The organism is Martelella limonii, from assembly GCF_013344475.1.
GTDB lineage: Bacteria > Pseudomonadota > Alphaproteobacteria > Rhizobiales > Rhizobiaceae > Martelella > Martelella limonii.
The window spans coordinates 216753-233446 of the sequence record NZ_JABUOU010000001.1 but is presented as its reverse complement, the minus strand read 5'-3'; the positions used below and the strand labels follow the sequence as shown (position 1 = coordinate 233446).

Annotated in this window: 14 protein-coding genes; 1 reads left to right on the top strand and 13 read right to left on the bottom strand. The window is 61.4% G+C overall.

All coding sequences use genetic code 11. The annotated features are described in order from the left end of the window. The first annotated feature begins 5 nt into the window (after positions 1-5). Entirely contained in the window at positions 6-878 is an 873-nt protein-coding gene (locus tag HPQ62_RS01040; protein WP_174800656.1) for a MurR/RpiR family transcriptional regulator, read from the top strand. Between the two features lie 913 nt (positions 879-1791). Here the strand turns inward: HPQ62_RS01040 and HPQ62_RS01035 are convergent. The 13 genes from HPQ62_RS01035 to nuoE all read right to left on the bottom strand — a co-directional run bounded on the left by HPQ62_RS01035 (position 1792) and on the right by nuoE (position 16627). Next, a complete protein-coding gene (locus tag HPQ62_RS01035) occupies positions 1792-3465 on the bottom strand; it encodes a ribonuclease J (protein WP_174800655.1) in 1674 nt (557 codons plus the stop codon). Positions 3466-3471: 6 nt separating this feature from the next. Next, entirely contained in the window at positions 3472-4236 is a 765-nt protein-coding gene (locus tag HPQ62_RS01030) for a biotin--[acetyl-CoA-carboxylase] ligase (protein ID WP_174800654.1), read from the bottom strand. A gap of 1 nt (position 4237) precedes the next feature. Then, complete coding sequence (gene nuoN / locus HPQ62_RS01025; RefSeq protein ID WP_174800653.1) at positions 4238-5677, bottom strand: NADH-quinone oxidoreductase subunit NuoN; 1440 nt, start codon at positions 5675-5677, stop codon at positions 4238-4240. Between the two features lie 17 nt (positions 5678-5694). Next, positions 5695-7206: an NADH-quinone oxidoreductase subunit M gene (locus HPQ62_RS01020; protein ID WP_174800652.1), complete on the bottom strand. Its 1512-nt coding sequence runs from the start codon at positions 7204-7206 to the stop codon at positions 5695-5697. Continuing rightward, positions 7206-9215, bottom strand: a complete 2010-nt coding sequence (nuoL, locus tag HPQ62_RS01015) for an NADH-quinone oxidoreductase subunit L (protein WP_174800651.1) — start codon at positions 9213-9215, stop codon at positions 7206-7208. Before nuoL ends, HPQ62_RS01020 begins: the two co-directional genes overlap by 1 nt. 7 nt (positions 9216-9222) lie before the next feature. After that, positions 9223-9531, bottom strand: coding sequence for an NADH-quinone oxidoreductase subunit NuoK (gene nuoK, locus HPQ62_RS01010; protein ID WP_045681979.1), 309 nt, complete (start codon positions 9529-9531; stop codon positions 9223-9225). Between the two features lie 40 nt (positions 9532-9571). Beyond that, positions 9572-10180: an NADH-quinone oxidoreductase subunit J gene (locus HPQ62_RS01005; protein ID WP_174800650.1), complete on the bottom strand. Its 609-nt coding sequence runs from the start codon at positions 10178-10180 to the stop codon at positions 9572-9574. Positions 10181-10302: 122 nt separating this feature from the next. Next, on the bottom strand, positions 10303-10794 hold the full coding sequence (nuoI, locus tag HPQ62_RS01000; protein ID WP_174800649.1) for an NADH-quinone oxidoreductase subunit NuoI: 492 nt from the start codon (positions 10792-10794) through the stop codon (positions 10303-10305). Between the two features lie 33 nt (positions 10795-10827). After that, positions 10828-11874 carry an NADH-quinone oxidoreductase subunit NuoH gene (gene nuoH, locus HPQ62_RS00995; RefSeq protein WP_174800648.1) on the bottom strand — a complete coding sequence of 349 codons (1047 nt, stop codon included), beginning with the start codon at positions 11872-11874 and terminating at the stop codon, positions 10828-10830. 10 nt (positions 11875-11884) lie between these two features. Beyond that, positions 11885-13960, bottom strand: coding sequence for an NADH-quinone oxidoreductase subunit NuoG (nuoG, locus tag HPQ62_RS00990; protein WP_174800647.1), 2076 nt, complete (start codon positions 13958-13960; stop codon positions 11885-11887). A gap of 86 nt (positions 13961-14046) precedes the next feature. Next, positions 14047-14346 (bottom strand): pentapeptide repeat-containing protein, encoded by a 300-nt coding sequence (locus HPQ62_RS00985; protein ID WP_174800646.1) that lies wholly within the window; start codon positions 14344-14346, stop codon positions 14047-14049. A 4-nt stretch (positions 14347-14350) separates the two neighbouring features. Continuing rightward, a complete protein-coding gene (gene nuoF, locus HPQ62_RS00980) occupies positions 14351-15649 on the bottom strand; it encodes an NADH-quinone oxidoreductase subunit NuoF (RefSeq protein WP_174800645.1) in 1299 nt (432 codons plus the stop codon). A 9-nt stretch (positions 15650-15658) separates the two neighbouring features. Further along, on the bottom strand, positions 15659-16627 hold the full coding sequence (gene nuoE / locus HPQ62_RS00975) for an NADH-quinone oxidoreductase subunit NuoE (protein ID WP_174800644.1): 969 nt from the start codon (positions 16625-16627) through the stop codon (positions 15659-15661). Positions 16628-16694 lie beyond the last annotated feature (67 nt).

The following is a 16694-nucleotide window of genomic DNA, read 5'->3' as shown; positions in this document are numbered from 1 at the left end:
GTGGATTGCACGACGATACCCGCACAGTCGCAGAGATCATCGCGTCACGCTATGAAGGCCTGACCCGCTCGGAAAAACGGCTTGCCGATACGATCCGGGAGAATTATCCGGTCTCCGGCCTCGGCAGCATCACAACGCTTGCCGAAAACGCCGATGTTTCGACGCCAACGGTTGCCCGCATGGTGCAGAAGCTCGGCTTCACCGGCTATGGCGCGTTTCAGGCGCGCCTTCATCAGGAATTGGAGGCGACGCTTTCAAACCCGATCGCCAAGCATGACCGCCTCGCCCGCAACGTGCCCGAGACCCATATTCTGAACCGGTTCGGCGAGGCCGCGATCGACAACATGCGGCGCACGCTGACCCAGCTCGATCAGGCGACATTCGGGGGCGCTGCCGAGCTTCTTTCCGATGTGAACCGCGCGGTCTATTTCGTGGGCGGCCGCATCACCGGTGCGCTTGCCAGCTATTTCTTCACACACATGCAGGTGATCCGCCCGAAGACGACGCTGATGTCGTCCAATTCCTCTTCATGGCCGCAGCACATGCTGAACATGGCGGAAGGCGATGTGCTGGTGATCTTCGACATCCGCCGCTACGAGCAGGACATGGCCACCCTTGCGCGCGTCGCCAAGGAAAACGGACTGGAAATCATCCTGTTCACCGATCAGTGGGCCTCCCCCGTCGCCAAGTTCGCCCGCCACACCTTCCGCGTTCATATCGAGGCGCCATCAGCCTGGGACTCGTCGATCGTGACGCTATTCGTGGTCGAGGCGCTGATCGAGGCCGTCCAGTCCAAGAGCTGGGACCAGACCCGCGAGCGCATCAGCATGCTGGAAGGCCTGTTCGAACAGAGCCGGCTGTTCCGAAAACCGGGGTGAGAGGGCGTGTCACTTAGAACCGGCGAGGCAGGAGCCGGAGCCAGAAGACGACGCGGAGTGGGAGGGAAGTCAGCGCCGCACAGCAGTCCCCTTGCCCGATAACAACACCCCCGTCCCTCCCTCGGGTCACCACCGCCCCTCCGTCGGGTCACCCTCGGGCTTGACCCGAGGGTCCAGGCAGCGCTCTCGGCGGTACTCTCGGAGTGACAGTAACACTCCCCACCCGAGCGCCGACACAATGCGCCAGCATCAACGGCGAAGGCAGCATGGATCCTCGGGTCAAGCCCGAGGATGACGCGGAGTGGGAGGGAAGGCAGCGCCACACAGCAGTCCCCTTGCCCGAGAACACCCCGCCCCTCCGTCGGGTCACCCCCGCCCCGCCCTCGGGTCACCCTCGGGCTTGACCCGAGGGTCCAGGCAACGTTCTCGGCGGTACTCTCGAAGTGACAGTAACACTCCCCTCCCGAGTGCCCACACAATGCGTCAACATCAACGGCGAAGGCAGCATGGATCCTCGGGTCAAGCCCGAGGATGACGCGGAGTGGGAGGGAAGGCAGCGCCACACAGCAGTCCCCTTGACCGATAACAACACCCCGGTCCCTCCGTCGGGTCACCCCCGGTCCCTCCCTCGGGTCACCCCCGGTCCCTCCCTCGGGTCACCCCCGTGCCTCCCTCGGGTCACCCTCGGGCTTGACCCGAGGGTCCAGGCAACGTTCTCGGCGGTACTCTCGAAGTGACAGTAACACTCCCTTCCAGAGTGCCAACACAATGCGCCAGCATCAACGGCGAAGGCAGCATGGATCCTCGGGTCAAGCCCGAAGACGACGCGGAGTGGGAGGGAGGGCAGCGCCGAACAGCCGATGCCGCCGCGCAAAAGCACAGCGACAACATTTCCTGCGGCGAACAGAGGCCCTTAACCGACCTTGTTCACAAACACGGTCACCACCGGCTTCTTGCCCCAGCACTCGTTGGCGGCGGCGCGGACGGAGCGGCGGATGGCTTCCTTGACCATGGCGAGGTCCTTGCGGCGCGAGCGCGGAATGCTTTCGACGGCGCCGAGAACGGCGTCGAACAGCACGTCTTCCATCTTCTCGTCGTCGTCGTCAAAGCCCGGCAGGCCGATAGGCACCACATCGGGATCACCTGAAAAGTCGAACTTCGAATTCAGGATGACACTGACAGAGACATGGCCAACAAAGGAAAGCTTGCGGCGATCGCCGATGCCCATTTCGTCCAACCCGCCGATCAGCTTTCCGTCCTTGTAGACCCGCCCCGCCTCGACATGGCCGATGACTTCGGCCGGGCCCGGCGCAAGCCTGACGAGGTCGCCATTGCGCACCCGCGGCACCTGAGCGATGCCGCTCTGCTCCGCCAGTTCCTTCTGCGCCATCAGATGCTGGGCCTCGCCATGCACCGGCACCAGGATTTCCGGACGGATCCACTCATACATCTGCTTCAGTTCGTTGCGGCGCGGATGGCCGGAAACATGAACCAGCGCCTCACCGTCGGTGAGGATGTGGACGCCCTGCTCCACCAGCCCATTCTTGATTTCCTGGATCGCCTTCTCGTTTCCGGGAATGGCGCGCGAGGAAAACACCACCAGATCGCCGGCTGCGAGCGCCACATTGCGCATCTCGTCACGGGAAAGCTTGGCAAGGGCTGCACGCGGCTCGCCCTGCGAACCGGTGAGGATCGCAACAACCTTGTCGCGCGGGATATAGCCGAACTCATCCTCGTCCACGAACGGCTTGACGCCTTCCATCAGGCCCAGATCGCGGGCGACCGACACCGCGCGCTTCAGCGAGGAACCGAGCAGCAGCACATCGCGGCCGGCCTCCTCCGCTGCCTTGGCGATCGAGCGGATACGGCCGATATTGGAGGAAAACGTCGTCAGCGCCACGCGGCCTTCGGCGTTCTCGATCACCTGTCGCAGGCTTGCGGAAATCTCCTGCTCGGATGGCGAAACGCCATCGCGCATCGCGTTCGTCGAATCGCACATCAGCGCCAGAACGCCCTCGTCGCCGATGGCGCGCAGGCGCGCCTCGTCGGTCTTGGGCCCGAGCGTCGGCGCATGGTCGATCTTCCAGTCGCCGGTGTGGACGATGTTGCCGAGCGGCGTGCGGATCGCAAGCGCCATCGGTTCCGGGATCGAGTGGTTCACGGCAATGCCTTCGACCGTGAACGGGCCGACATTGATGGTATCGCCGGCCTTGAAGATCGTCACCGGAATCTCGCGCATCCAGCTTTCATACTCGCGTTTGGCCTCGAGCAGGCCAGCGGTGAAGGCAGACGCATAGACCGGCACATTGAGGCCCGGCCACAGCGTTGCGATCGCGCCGAAGTGATCCTCATGCGCGTGGGTGATGATCATCGCCTTCAGATTGCCGCGCTGCTCGCGCACGAATTCGATATCGGGCAGAACCAGGTCGACGCCCGGAAGATCGGGCCCCGGAAAGGTGACCCCGCAATCGACCATGATCCATTCGCGCTTCTTTGCAGGCCCGTAGCCATAGAGCGCCAGGTTCATCCCGATTTCGCCAAGGCCGCCCAGGGGAAGGAAGACCAGTTCCGCGTTATTATCCGCCATCAAGCGTTATCCATTTCCATTGTCGAAAAACACGTCGCCTGCCGCAAAAGTGCGCAGACCGTTTTCCGTTTTCAGTTTCAGCATGCCGGCATCATCGATGCCGACGAAAATCCCGGAGATCTGCTCGCGGGCGAGATTGACCCTGATCGGCTCGTTGATCCCGCATGCGGCCGCGCGCCAGCGCGCCACCGTCCTCGCAAGCCCCTCGCCCCGATCCCAGACCAGAAGCTCTTCAGCCATGGTGACGAAGAGATGGGCAAACAGCGTTTCCGGATCGGCGCCTGCCACATAGTCCGAAATGCGCGCGACCGGGTAAGGCGCATTGTCAGGCCCGTAGGCGACATTTACGCCTATACCTATGACGACAGCCTGCCGGCCATCGGCAAGCCGCTCGGCTTCGAGCAGGATACCACAGACCTTCTTCCGGTCGATCAGCACATCGTTCGGCCACTTGATCGCGACGGCGCTGTCCTGCCCGGCCATCACCCGCGATATTGCACCATGAACGCCAAGCGCCGCTACCAGAGGAAGCGACGCGGTCATGGCCTCTGGCGCCGGATCGATCAGCAGCAGCGAGGCATAGAGATTGCCAGGTTCGGATGCCCAGCTCCGGCCGCGACGTCCACGGCCGCTCATCTGTTGCCTCGCGGTCAACCACAAACGGCCCGTATCACCGGAACGCGCCCGATCCATCGCCTCGCTGTTGGTCGAGCCGACGGTATCGAGCGCTTCGTGACGGTAGGCGTCGACGGCGGAGACTGCCGCCGCCATCCTAGAAGAGTGCCGCCGCGGCCGATGCCGCAGCATTGTTCAACGAGCCGCCAAACAGCAGGTAGCCGATCGCAAACAGGCCGCTGATGCCGAAGACGAATCGCAGTTCGCCAGCAACGCGTGCAAACTCGACGGTCGGCTCATCGAACCACATCACCTTGATGACGCGCAGATAGTAGAAACAGGCGATCACCGAGGAGACGACACCGATGATGGCAAGCGTATAGAGCTTGGCATCGATTGCGGCCAGGAACACGAAATACTTGCCGAAGAAGCCGGCGAGCGGAGGGACGCCCGCAAGCGAGAACATCAGCGCCGTCAGCACCACGGCCATCACCGGCTTGGTGGTCGAAAGGCCGGCGAGATCGTCGATATTCTCGACATTGCCGCCTTCCTTGAGCCGCATCGCCATGATGATCGCGAAGGCGCCGAGCGTGGTGAACAGGTAGATCGCCATATAGAGCACGACACCCTTGACGCCAGCCTCGGTGCCAGCGGCAAGGCCGACCAGCGCGTAACCCATGTGGGTAATCGAGGAATAGGCCATCAGACGCTTGATGTTGCGCTGGCCGATGGCGGCAAAGGCGCCGAGAACCATCGAGGCGATCGCGATGAACACGATGATCTGGCGCCACGCATCGACGGCCGGACCGAAGGCCTCGATCAGCAGGCGAATGATGATCGCCATCGCAGCGACCTTGGGCGCGGAGGCGAAGAAGGCCGTGACCGGCGTCGGTGCACCTTCATAAACGTCCGGCGTCCACATGTGGAACGGCACGGCCGAGATCTTGAAGGTGATGCCGGCAAGAACGAACACCATGCCGAAGATGAAGCCGAGGCCGGTCTCGCCGCTCGCGATCGTCGCGGCAATCGGCTCGAAGCCGATATTGCCGGTGAAACCGTACACCAGCGAAATACCGTAGAGCAGCATGCCCGAGGACAGCGAGCCGAGAACGAAGTACTTCAGACCGGCTTCGGTCGAGCGCAGGCTGTCACGGTTGATGGCGGCGATCACATAGAGCGGCAGCGACATCAGCTCGAGGCCCATGTAGAAGGCGAGCATGTCGTTGGCTGAGACCATCAGCATCATGCCGGTGGTCGACAGCAGCATCAGCACCGGAAACTCGAAGCGATCAAGATATTCCGGTTCCTGGTGGCCGACCGAGAGGATCATCGACAGGAACGCGCCGATCAGCACGAGCGTCTGCATGAACAGCGTGAAGTTGTTGAACACCAGCGAACCGCCGAACGCCGATCCGGAGCCTGCCCAGATGAGCGCCCCGAAGGCGCCGATCAGGAGCGCGGCCGCAAGACCGACGATCGTCCGGCCGCTCTTGCGGCCGGCGAAAGCACCGATCATCAGAAGGACCATCGCACCGAGCGAGAGGACCAGCTCCGGCAGGATCAGCTTCAGACTTGAAAGTAGGAGTTCCGAGGTCATGTCCAAAAGATCCTGTCTCAGTATACCGGCAGCGCGATGTTCTTGGTCTGCTCAAGCACCGCACCGTAATGTTGAACGATCTGCGCCACAGGGCCGTGGATCGCTGCGAAGATCGGCTCGGGATAGACACCGAAGAAGATCGTCAGGAAGATCAGCGGGTAGAGAACGATCTTCTCGCGGGTGCTGAGATCCAGCAGCGCCTTGAGGCTGTCCTTCTCCAGTGCGCCGAAGATGACCCGGCGATAGAGCCAGAGCGCGTAACAGGCCGAGAGAATGACGCCCGTGGCCGCGAAGACCGCGATCCAGGTATTGACCTGGAAGACACCGACGACGGTCAGGAATTCGCCGATGAAACCCGACGTTCCCGGAAGACCGACATTGGCCATGGTGAAGATCATGAAGGCGACGGCGAATTTCGGCATGTTGTTCACAAGCCCGCCGAACGCCGCGATCTCGCGGGTATGCATGCGATCGTAGACGATACCGACGCAGAAGAACAGCGCGCCCGAAACAATGCCGTGCGACAGCATCAGGAAGATCGCGCCTTCAACGCCCTCGGTGGTCGCCGAGAACATGCCCATGGTGACGTAGCCCATGTGAGCGACCGATGAATAGGCGATCAGCTTCTTCATGTCGGTCTGCATCAGCGCCACCAGCGAGGCGTAGATGATGGCGATGATCGACAGCCCGAAGATGAACGGCGCGAAGTAATAGGACGCGTCGGGGAACATCGGCATCGAGTAGCGCAGCACGCCGAAGCCGCCAAGCTTCAGAAGCACGCCCGCCAGAACGCCGGAGGCCGCCGTCGGCGCTTCCACGTGGGCATCCGGAAGCCAGGTATGCACCGGCCACATCGGCATCTTGACTGCAAAGGATGCGAAGAAGCCGAGGAACAACCAATATTGCAGGTTGACCGGGAAGTCATACTCCAAAAGCACCGGAACGCTGGTCGTGCCCGTCACCCAGTACATCGCCATGATCGACAGCAGCATGAAGACCGAGCCGGCGAAGGTATAAAGGAAGAACTTCAGCGATGCATAGACGCGGCGCTCGTGCCCCCAAATGCCGATGATCAGGTACATCGGGATCAGGCCCGCCTCGAAGAAGATGTAGAACATCACGATATCGAGCGAGACGAACACGCCGATGATCAGCGTTTCGAGGATCAGGAACGCGATCATGTAGGCCTTCACCCGATAGGTGATGGCTTCCCAGGACGCAAGGATACACAGCGGCATCAGCACCGTCGTCAGCAGGATGAACAGCAGCGAAATGCCGTCAATGCCGAGATGGTAGGAAATGCCCGTGCCGAGCCAGGGATGATCTTCGATCAGCTGGAAGTTCGGGTTCGAGGGGTCGAACTGCATCCAAACGAACAGCGAGACGATGAACGTGAAGATCGTCGTCAGCAACGCCACGTTGCGGATATTCCTGAGCCCGGTCTCGTTATCGTCGCGGGTAAACAGGATCAGCACCACGCCGACCAGCGGCAGGAAGGTGACTGTTGAAAGAATTGGCCAGTCGCTCATTACAGAGCCCCTCCGAGCATCATCCAGGTTACAAGCGCGGCCACGCCGATCAGCATTGCAAACGCGTAGTGGTAAACATAACCGGACTGCAGCTTGACGACGCGGTTGGTAACGTCGTTCACGCGCGCTGCAATTCCGTTGGGTCCGTAGCGGTCGATCACGCCGACATCGCCCTTCTGCCAAAGGAAGTAGCCGACCGCCTTGGCGGGCCTTACGAACAGGAAGTCGTAAAGCTCATCGAAATACCACTTGTTGAGCAGGAAGGCGTAGATCCGCGGCATTGCGTTGGCAAGCGCAGGCGCCGAGGACGGCTTGATCAGGTACATGTAGATCGCGACCAGGGTTCCGAGCGCCATAGCGACGAACGGCGACAGGACGACCCAGAGCGGCACATGGTGATGCTCGTCGAGCACCTCGTTGTGCGGACCGGTGAAGAGCGCACCCTTCCAGAACTCGCTGTAATCATGGCCGAAGAAATACGGCAGGAAGACAACGCCGGCAAACAGCGCGCCCAGCGACAGCACGACCAGCGGCAGCAGCATGACCCAGGGGCTTTCATGCACGTGGTGCATGACATCGGAAGACGCGCGCGGCTTGCCGAAGAAGGTCATGAAGATTAGGCGCCAGGAGTAGAAGGCGGTGAAGGCAGCCGCGATGACCAGCATCCAGAAGGAGAACAGGCCGAGCGGGCTTGCCGAGACAAAGGCCGATTCGATGATCGCATCCTTGGAGAAGAAGCCGGCCGCACCGATCGGGGTGCCGGGAATGCCGGCGCCGGTGATGGCGAGCGTGCCGATGATCATCGCCCAGAAGGTCACAGGGATATGCTTCCGGAGACCGCCCATGTGGCGCATGTCCTGCTCGCCGGAAACGGCATGGATGACCGAGCCCGCGCAGAGGAACAGCAGCGCCTTGAAGAAGGCATGCGTGAAGAGATGGAACACGCCTGCGCCATAAGCCCCTGCCCCAAGCGCTGCGAACATGTAGCCGAGCTGCGAGCAGGTGGAGTAGGCAATCACGCGCTTGATGTCGTTCTGCACGAGACCGATGGTGGCGGCGAAGAAGGCGGTGATCGAGCCGATCAGCGTCACGAAGGTGAGCGCGGTCGGCGACAGTTCGAAGACCGGCGACATGCGGGCGACGAGGAAGACGCCTGCGGTCACCATGGTCGCGGCGTGGATGAGGGCCGAAACCGGGGTCGGGCCTTCCATGGCGTCGGGAAGCCAGGTGTGCAGCAGGAACTGAGCGGACTTGCCCATCGCGCCCATGAACAGCAACAGGCAGACGGCGGTGATGGCATGCATCAGCGTCAGGTCCATGCCGAGGAAGTGCATGACGGCGACATTCTCACCGGCGGCCACTGCGGCCTCATGGCTTGCGGCAATCTTTTCGCTCGCTGCAAAAATCGGATCGAAATTGATCGTGTGGGCGAGGAAGAACAGACCGGCAATACCGAGCAGGAAGCCGAAGTCACCGACGCGGTTGACGATGAAGGCCTTCATGGCCGCAGCGCTTGCCGACGGCTTCTTGTACCAGAAGCCGATCAGCAGATAGGAGGCAAGACCGACGCCTTCCCAGCCGAAGAACATCTGCAGCAGGTTGTCGGAGGTGACCAGCGACAGCATGGCGAAGGTGAACAGCGACAGATAGGCAAAGAAGCGCGGACGATGCGGGTCGTCATGCATGTAGCCCACGGAATAGAGGTGGACGAGACACGAGACCGTGTTGACCACGACCAGCATCACAGCCGTCAGCGTGTCGATGCGGATCTGCCAGAGCACGTCGATATCGCCGGACGTGATCCAGCGCATGATCGGAACCTGAATGACGAAATCCTCGGCATGGGTCAGGAAGCCAACCGAAATGAACACGTACCACGACAGAACGGCCGCAACCGCCATCAACGCGATCGTGACCCATTCGGTCGCCTTTGCACCGATGCGGTTTCCGAAGAGGCCGGCGATGAGGAAGCCCAAAAGCGGCAGGAAGACGATGAGTTTGTAGATCATCTCTGATTCAGCCCTTCATCATGTTGACGTCTTCGACCGCAATCGAGCCGCGATTACGATAGAACACCACGAGGATCGCCAGACCGATCGCCGCTTCCGCAGCCGCAACGGTGAGGATGAACAGGGCGAAGACCTGCCCGACCATATCGTTCAGGAACGAGGAGAACGCGACCATGTTGAGGTTGACCGACAGCAGGATCAGCTCGATGGACATGAGGATGATGATGACGTTCTTCCGGTTCAGAAAGATACCGAAAACGCCAATCGTGAAGAGTATGGCGCTGACCGTCAGGTAGTGGGAAAGTCCGATTTCCATTGCGTTGTCCTTAGATCCCGTATCCCTGCATTTCTCGTTCTTAGATGCCCTGGCCCGGCTTGACCTTGACGGTCTCATGGGCGCTTTCCGGCGTGCGGGCAACCTGCTTGGCAATGTTCTGGCGCTTCACATCCGGACGATGCTTCAGCGTCAGCACGATCGCGCCGATCATGGCGACCAAGAGGATCAGGCCCGCGACCTGGAAGAAATAGGCATAGTGCGTATAGATCACGTCACCGATCGCCACCACGCTCGACGTATCGGCAGGCATCGGCATCGCGGTATTGGCCGCGACTCCGGCCGGAATGAATGTGCCGCCGACAACCACGATCAGCTCGGCAAGCAGCACGACGCCGATCAGGGCGCCGACCGGCGCATAGCGCAGGATGCCGGCGCGCAGTTCGGCAAAGTCGATGTCCAGCATCATGACCACGAACAGGAACAGCACCGCGACCGCGCCGACATAGACCACCAGCAGCAGAAGGCCGAGATATTCGGCGCCCGCAATGATGAACAGCGCCGCTGCATTCACGAACACGACGATCAGGAACAGCACCGAATGAACGGGGTTCTTCGCCGAGATCACCATGAACGCCGACGCCACGGCGATGAACGCGAACAGATAGAAAAAAAGAGCCTGGAGACCCATTTTGGTGCCTTCTCTTCGTGGACGCGGCAGCTTTCGCCACCTGCGCATTTGCGAAAGACCGCCGGAACCGGAAGCCCTTCCTCGTTAGATTTCAAACCGCCGGGCAACAACCCGGCCTGCAATCAGCGATAAGGCGCATCCATCGCGATGTTCTTCGCGATTTCGCGTTCCCACCGGTCGCCATTGGCGAGCAGGCGGTCCTTGTCGTAGTAAAGTTCTTCGCGCGTTTCGGTGGCGAATTCAAAATTCGGCCCCTCGACGATCGCTTCAACCGGACAGGCTTCCTGGCAGAAGCCGCAATAGATGCACTTCACCATGTCGATGTCGTAACGCACCGTGCGGCGTGTGCCGTCATTGCGGCGCGGACCGGCCTCGATGGTGATGGCCTGCGCGGGACAGATCGCCTCGCACAGCTTGCAGGCGATGCAGCGCTCTTCGCCGTTCGGATAACGACGCAGCGCATGCTCGCCGCGGAAGCGCGGGCTCACCGGCCCCTTTTCGAACGGATAGTTGACCGTCGACTTCGGGCTGAAGAAGTAGCGCATCGTCAGAAAGAACGCACCGACGAACTCCTTCAGGAAGAGCGCATTGAATGCCTGAGCGACAGAACCCATTTCAATATCTCCATTCCGGTCTTGCGACCTGCATCAACCAACCCAGCCGGTCAGCTTGACGACGAAAGCGACGATCACGACCATGGCGAGCGACAGCGGAAGGAAAACCTTCCAGCCGAGACGCATCAGCTGGTCATAGCGGTAGCGCGGCACGAAAGCCTTCACCATCGCGAACATGAAGAAGCAGAGGCATATCTTGAGCACGAACCAGATGACACCGGGGATCCAGTTCAGAACCGGGACATCCAGGATCGGCAGCCAGCCGCCGAGGAACAGCGTGGTGGTCAGCGCGCACATCAGCACGATTGCAGCATATTCGCCGAGCATGAACATCATGTACGGGGTCGAGCCATATTCGACCATGAAGCCTGCGACCAGTTCCGATTCCGCTTCGGGAAGATCGAAGGGCGGACGGTTGGTCTCGGCCAGCGCCGAAATGAAGAACACGATGAACATCGGGAACAGCGCCAGCCAGTTCCAGTCGAGGATGGACGGCGGCAGGCCGATCATGGTGCCAAGACCGGTGGTCTGCGCAAACACGATATCGGAGAGGTTCAACGAGCCGGCGGTCAGAAGCACCGTGACAATGACCAGACCGATCGAGACTTCGTAGGACACCATCTGCGCTGCAGAACGCAGCGAGCCAAGGAAGGCGTATTTCGAGTTCGACGCCCAGCCGCCCATGATCACGCCGTAAACCTCAAGCGAGGAAATGGCGAAGACATAAAGAATGCCGATATTGATATTGGCCATGACCCAGCCATCGGCGAAGGGGATGACGGCCCAGGTGGCAAGCGCCAGCGTGACCGAGATCAACGGCGCGAGCAGGAAAACAACCTTGTCGGAGCTTGCCGGAATCACGGGCTCCTTGAAGACGAACTTCAGGAGGTCGGCAAACGACTGGAACATACCGAAGGGACCGACCACGTTCGGACCGCGGCGCATCTGCACCGCCGCCCAGATCTTGCGGTCGGCGAGCAGCAGAAAGGCGATGCCGACGAGCAGCAGGACCAGCAGCAGGAGCGACTGGCCGATCATGATCAGCGCAGGCCAGAGATACATCGAGAAAAAAGAATCCATTGCTCCGTCCTTACTCCGCCGCCGCCTGGAAATTGTTGCGCGCCAGCGCCGAGCACTCGGCCATGACGGCCGATGCCCGGGCAATCGGGTTGGTCAGATAGAAATCGGCAACCGGCGATACGAAACCGGAATCACCAAGCTCCCCGCCCCTACCGGCCAGCGTTTCGATGGCGTTGATATCAGCGTCAGCGATCTCGTCAAGCGCAGCAAGGTGCGGAAACTCGGCATAAAGAGCCGCGCGCAGCGCGCCAAGCGAGTCGTAGGGCAGCGCCTTGCCGAAAACACCCGACAATGCACGGATGATGGCCCAGTCTTCGCGGGCATCGCCCGGCGCGAAGCCCGCGCGGTTGGTCATCTGCACCCGGCCTTCGAGATTGACGTAGGTGCCTGACTTTTCGGTGTAGGTCGCAGCCGGAAGCACGACATCGGCGTTCATCGCGCCGGCATCGCCATGGCTGCCGATATAGACGGTGAAGCCGGCCTTCTTGGCCGAGAAGTCCAGTTCGTCGGCGCCGAGCAGGAACAGAACGTCCATGTCGGTCATCATCGAAGCGGTGTTGGCAGCGCCCTCGCCCGGCACGAAGCCGATATCGAGACCGCCAACGCGCGAGGCTGCCGTGTGCAGAACCGCAAAACCGTTCCAGTCCGCCGTGACCGCACCGATGTCCCTGGCAATCGATGCTGCCTTCGAAAGCACAGCCGCGCCATCTTCGCGAGAAAGCGCACCGGGACCAACGAGCACGATCGGACGCTCGGCCTTCTTCAGCGTTTCCATGAAATCACTCGAGGCGAGCTCGCCAAGCGAGGACGGACCGGCTCCGAGATAGCTGTAGGGGTAACGCAGATCGGCACTTTCGCCGATGACGCCGACCGGGAAGCCGCCCTTGCGGGACCGCTTGCGAATCCGCGCATTCAGCACCGAAGCCTCGAAGCGCGGATTGGCGCCGATGATCAGCAGCGCATCGGCCTGTTCGATGCCCTCGATCGTGGGGTTGAAAAGGTAACCGGCGCGGCCCGCCGAAACGTCCAGCGCGGCGCCGTCCTGACGACAGTCGACATTGGACGAACCGAGCGATGCCATCAGGCCCTTCAGCGCATACATTTCCTCAACAGTCGCCAGATCGCCGGCAATCGCGCCGATCCTGTCGCCCTTGACGCCATCGACCTTGGACTTGATCGCCTGAAAGGCTTCCGGCCAGCTTGCGGGCTGAAGGCGGCCGCCCTGACGGATATAGGGCTTATCGATGCGCTGGGTGCGCAGACCGTCCCAGATGAAGCGGGTCTTGTCGGAAATCCACTCCTCGTTCACCTGCTCGTTGATGCGCGGCATGATGCGCATCACTTCGCGGCCACGCGTATCGACGCGGATGGCCGAACCGACGGCATCCATCACGTCGATGCTCTCGGTCTTGTTCAGCTCCCACGGACGCGCCGTGAACGCAAACGGCTTGGAGGTCAGCGCGCCGACCGGGCAAAGGTCAACGACATTGCCCTGAAGCTCGGACGTCATCGCGCGCTCGAGATAGGTGGTGATTTCGGCATCCTCGCCGCGGCCGATCAGGCCAAGCTCGGAAATGCCTGCAACTTCCGTGGTAAAGCGGACGCAGCGCGTGCAGTGGATGCAGCGGTTCATCACGGTCTTGACCAGCGGACCGATATACTTGTCCTCGACGGCGCGCTTGTCCTCGCGGTAGCGCGAACTGTCGATACCGAAGGCCATCGCCTGGTCCTGCAGGTCGCATTCGCCGCCCTGGTCGCAGATCGGGCAATCGAGCGGATGGTTGATGAGCAGGAACTCCATCACCCCTTCGCGGGCCTTCTTCACCATCGGCGTCTTGGTATAGATTTCCGGAAGCGAGCCATCAGGGCCGCCGCGGATGTCGCGCACGCCCATGGCGCAGGAAGCCGCCGGCTTCGGCGGTCCGCCCTTCACCTGAATGAGGCACATACGGCAGTTGCCGGCAATCGACAGCCGCTCGTGAAAGCAGAAGCGCGGGATTTCAGCGCCCGCCGCCTCCGCCGCCTGCAGCAGCGTGTAATGGTCGGGAACCTCGATTTCCTTGCCGTCTACAATCAGATTTACCATATCCGTTCTTCCCGCTTCGCCGGAACAGCCTCAACAGGCACCGGCAGTCCATTCTCGATTGCGTCTGCCCGTTCAGGGGCGTCGCCTCAAGCCTTGTGTTCTTTCCACAGCGCGAGCATCGCGCCGACATCGATACCGTCGATCGTCATGCCGTGCACCCGGCATTCGCTGATCGCGACGCCCGAGAGATTGGCATCCGTGACCGTCATGCCGGAAAGGTTCGCATCCGTGACCGCCATGCCGGAGAAATTGGCGTTGCTCACCTTCCAGCCCGACATGTTGACGTTGTGAAACTTCGAACCAGACAGATCGACATCGTCGAACGCCGAGCCAGCCAGGCAGCTCTTGGTGGCATCGATCCGATCAACCTGGTCGTGAAATTTCATCACCCTACTCCGCCGCTTCCAGAACCGCGCCATGCGAGGTGGCGTTGGCCGTATACTGGTCGATCCGCTTTTCGATTTCCGGACGGAAATTGCGGATCAGGCCCTGGATCGGCCAGGCGGCAGCGTCGCCGAGCGCGCAGATCGTGTGACCTTCCACCTGCTTGGTCACGTCGAACAGCATGTCGATCTCGCGCTTCTGCGCCTTGCCGATCACCATGCGCTCCATCACGCGCCACATCCAGCCCGTACCTTCACGGCACGGCGTGCACTGGCCGCAGCTTTCATGCTTGAAGAAGGCTGACAGCCTGGCAATCGCCGCGATGATATCGGTCGACTTGTCCATCACGATCGCGCCGCCGGTTCCGAAGGAAGACTTCACGCCGCGAAGGCCATCGAAGTCGAGCTGCACGTCGATCATGTCCTCGGCCTTCACGACCGGGCAGGACGCGCCGCCGGGGATGACCGCCAGAAGATTGTCCCAGCCGCCGCGAACCCCGCCGCAATGCTTTTCGATCAGCTCGCGGAATGTGATGCCCATTGATTCTTCAACGACGCAGGGCCGGTTCACATGGCCGGAAACCATGAAAAGCTTGGTGCCGACATTGTTCGGACGGCCAAAGGAGGAGAACCAGCTCGCGCCACGGCGCAGGATCGTCGGCGCAACGGCAATCGATTCGACGTTGTTGACCGTCGTCGGCAGGCCGTAGAGACCCATGTTCGCCGGGAATGGCGGCTTCAGGCGGGGCTGGCCCTTCTTGCCCTCAAGGCTTTCCAGAAGCGCCGTTTCCTCGCCGCAGATGTAAGCGCCGGCGCCGTGATGGACGAAGATGTCCATATCCCAGCCGCACTTGTTGCCCTTGCCGAGCAGCCCCGCATCGTAGCACTCGTCGATTGCCGCCTGCAGCGCCTCGCGCTCGCGGATGAACTCGCCGCGCACGTAGATATAAGCCGTATGCGCGCCCATGGCGCAGCCGGCGATCAGGCAGCCTTCAATCAGGTGATGCGGATCGTTGCGCAGGATCTCGCGGTCCTTGCAGGTGCCGGGCTCGGATTCGTCTGCATTCACAACGAGATAATGCGGACGGTCATCCTTCGGCATGAACGACCATTTAAGACCGGTCGGGAAGCCCGCACCGCCACGGCCGCGCAGACCCGAATCCTTCATTTCCTGAATGATCCAGTCACGGCCCTTGTCGATGATGCCTTTGGTATTATCCCACAGCCCGCGCGACATCGCGCCCTTCAGGGACTTGTCCCGATGGCCGTAAAGATTGGTGAAGATGCGATCTTTATCCTTTAACATGCTTCACTCCTACCGCGCTGTTCTGCCGAATACTTTTTCGTATTCCTCGATGCCGCCCTTGGCCAGCACGCCGGCCTGACGGACCCATTCGTCGCGCTCGATACGACCGCCGAGCTTCAGCGAATCGTTGACCCAGGCGCATTCGCTCGGCGTCCAGGCCGCGATCTGTTCGAATTTATAGATGCCGATATCGTTCAGCAGACCCGCGATCTTGGGACCTACCCCTGCCATCTGGGTCAGATCGTCGACTTCGGCAGGCTTATCCGCAGGCGCCGGCGGGCGATCGCCCTTCGCGCCACTGATCGCCTCCTTCGAACCCGCGCCAGTCTCGGTGGCATCGGTGTCGTCCGACTCGAGAGCCCCCTCGCCTTCTTCCGTCAGCGCGGTGAACCCGCCCTCGGGCGCGGACAGCCAGCGATCGACCTGCGGGCCGGGCTTGATCTCGGAGCCACGACCAGCTTCGAAAGCGTCGATGATCTCTTCCATCCGCTCGGGCGTCAGATCTTCGTAGACGTCCTTGAAGATCATCACCATAGGCGCATTGGCGCAGGCGCCGAGGCACTCGACCTCTTCCCATGACATCGTGCCCTCTTCATTGGTCTCGAAGGGAGCGGCATTGATCTTCTTCTTGCAGACCTTGATCAGGTCGCCCGCGCCGCGCAGCATGCAGGGCGTCGTGCCGCAAACCTGGATGTGCGCATTCGTGCCGACCGGCTTCAACTGGAACTGGGTGTAGAAGGTCGCCACTTCCAGAACCCGGATCAGCGGCATCGACAGCATGTCGGCAACCTTTTCGATCGCGGCACGGGTCACCCAGCCTTCCTGATCCTGCGCCCGCATCAGAAGCGGGATCACGGCGGACTGCTGGCGGCCTTCCGGATATTTACGGATCGTGGCCTCGGCCCAACGCACGTTCTCCTCGGAAAACGCGAAATCGGCCGGCTGGACATTCTCATCGGCTAATCGACGAACGGACATGCTTTCTTACACCTCTTCGGAGGTTGTCATCACGGCTCCCGCATATCCCACGTTCTGCCGCCGGTCT

Excerpts from the sequence above, each read along its gene's own strand:
- nuoK (WP_045681979.1), bottom strand. The coding sequence starts at position 9,531 with ATGGAAATCGGACTTTCCCACTACCTGACGGTCAGCGCCATACTCTTC.
- HPQ62_RS01005 (WP_174800650.1), bottom strand. The coding sequence starts at position 10,180 with ATGGGTCTCCAGGCTCTTTTTTTCTATCTGTTCGCGTTCATCGCCGTG.
- nuoN (WP_174800653.1), bottom strand. The coding sequence starts at position 5,677 with ATGACCTCGGAACTCCTACTTTCAAGTCTGAAGCTGATCCTGCCGGAG.
- nuoH (WP_174800648.1), bottom strand. The coding sequence starts at position 11,874 with ATGGATTCTTTTTTCTCGATGTATCTCTGGCCTGCGCTGATCATGATC.
- nuoI (WP_174800649.1), bottom strand. The coding sequence starts at position 10,794 with ATGGGTTCTGTCGCTCAGGCATTCAATGCGCTCTTCCTGAAGGAGTTC.
- HPQ62_RS01020 (WP_174800652.1), bottom strand. The coding sequence starts at position 7,206 with ATGAGCGACTGGCCAATTCTTTCAACAGTCACCTTCCTGCCGCTGGTC.
- nuoE (WP_174800644.1), bottom strand. The coding sequence starts at position 16,627 with ATGTCCGTTCGTCGATTAGCCGATGAGAATGTCCAGCCGGCCGATTTC.
- nuoG (WP_174800647.1), bottom strand. The coding sequence starts at position 13,960 with ATGGTAAATCTGATTGTAGACGGCAAGGAAATCGAGGTTCCCGACCAT.
- nuoL (WP_174800651.1), bottom strand. The coding sequence starts at position 9,215 with ATGATCTACAAACTCATCGTCTTCCTGCCGCTTTTGGGCTTCCTCATC.
- nuoF (WP_174800645.1), bottom strand. The coding sequence starts at position 15,649 with ATGTTAAAGGATAAAGATCGCATCTTCACCAATCTTTACGGCCATCGG.
- HPQ62_RS00985 (WP_174800646.1), bottom strand. The coding sequence starts at position 14,346 with ATGAAATTTCACGACCAGGTTGATCGGATCGATGCCACCAAGAGCTGC.
- HPQ62_RS01030 (WP_174800654.1), bottom strand. The coding sequence starts at position 4,236 with ATGGCGGCGGCAGTCTCCGCCGTCGACGCCTACCGTCACGAAGCGCTC.
- HPQ62_RS01035 (WP_174800655.1), bottom strand. The coding sequence starts at position 3,465 with ATGGCGGATAATAACGCGGAACTGGTCTTCCTTCCCCTGGGCGGCCTT.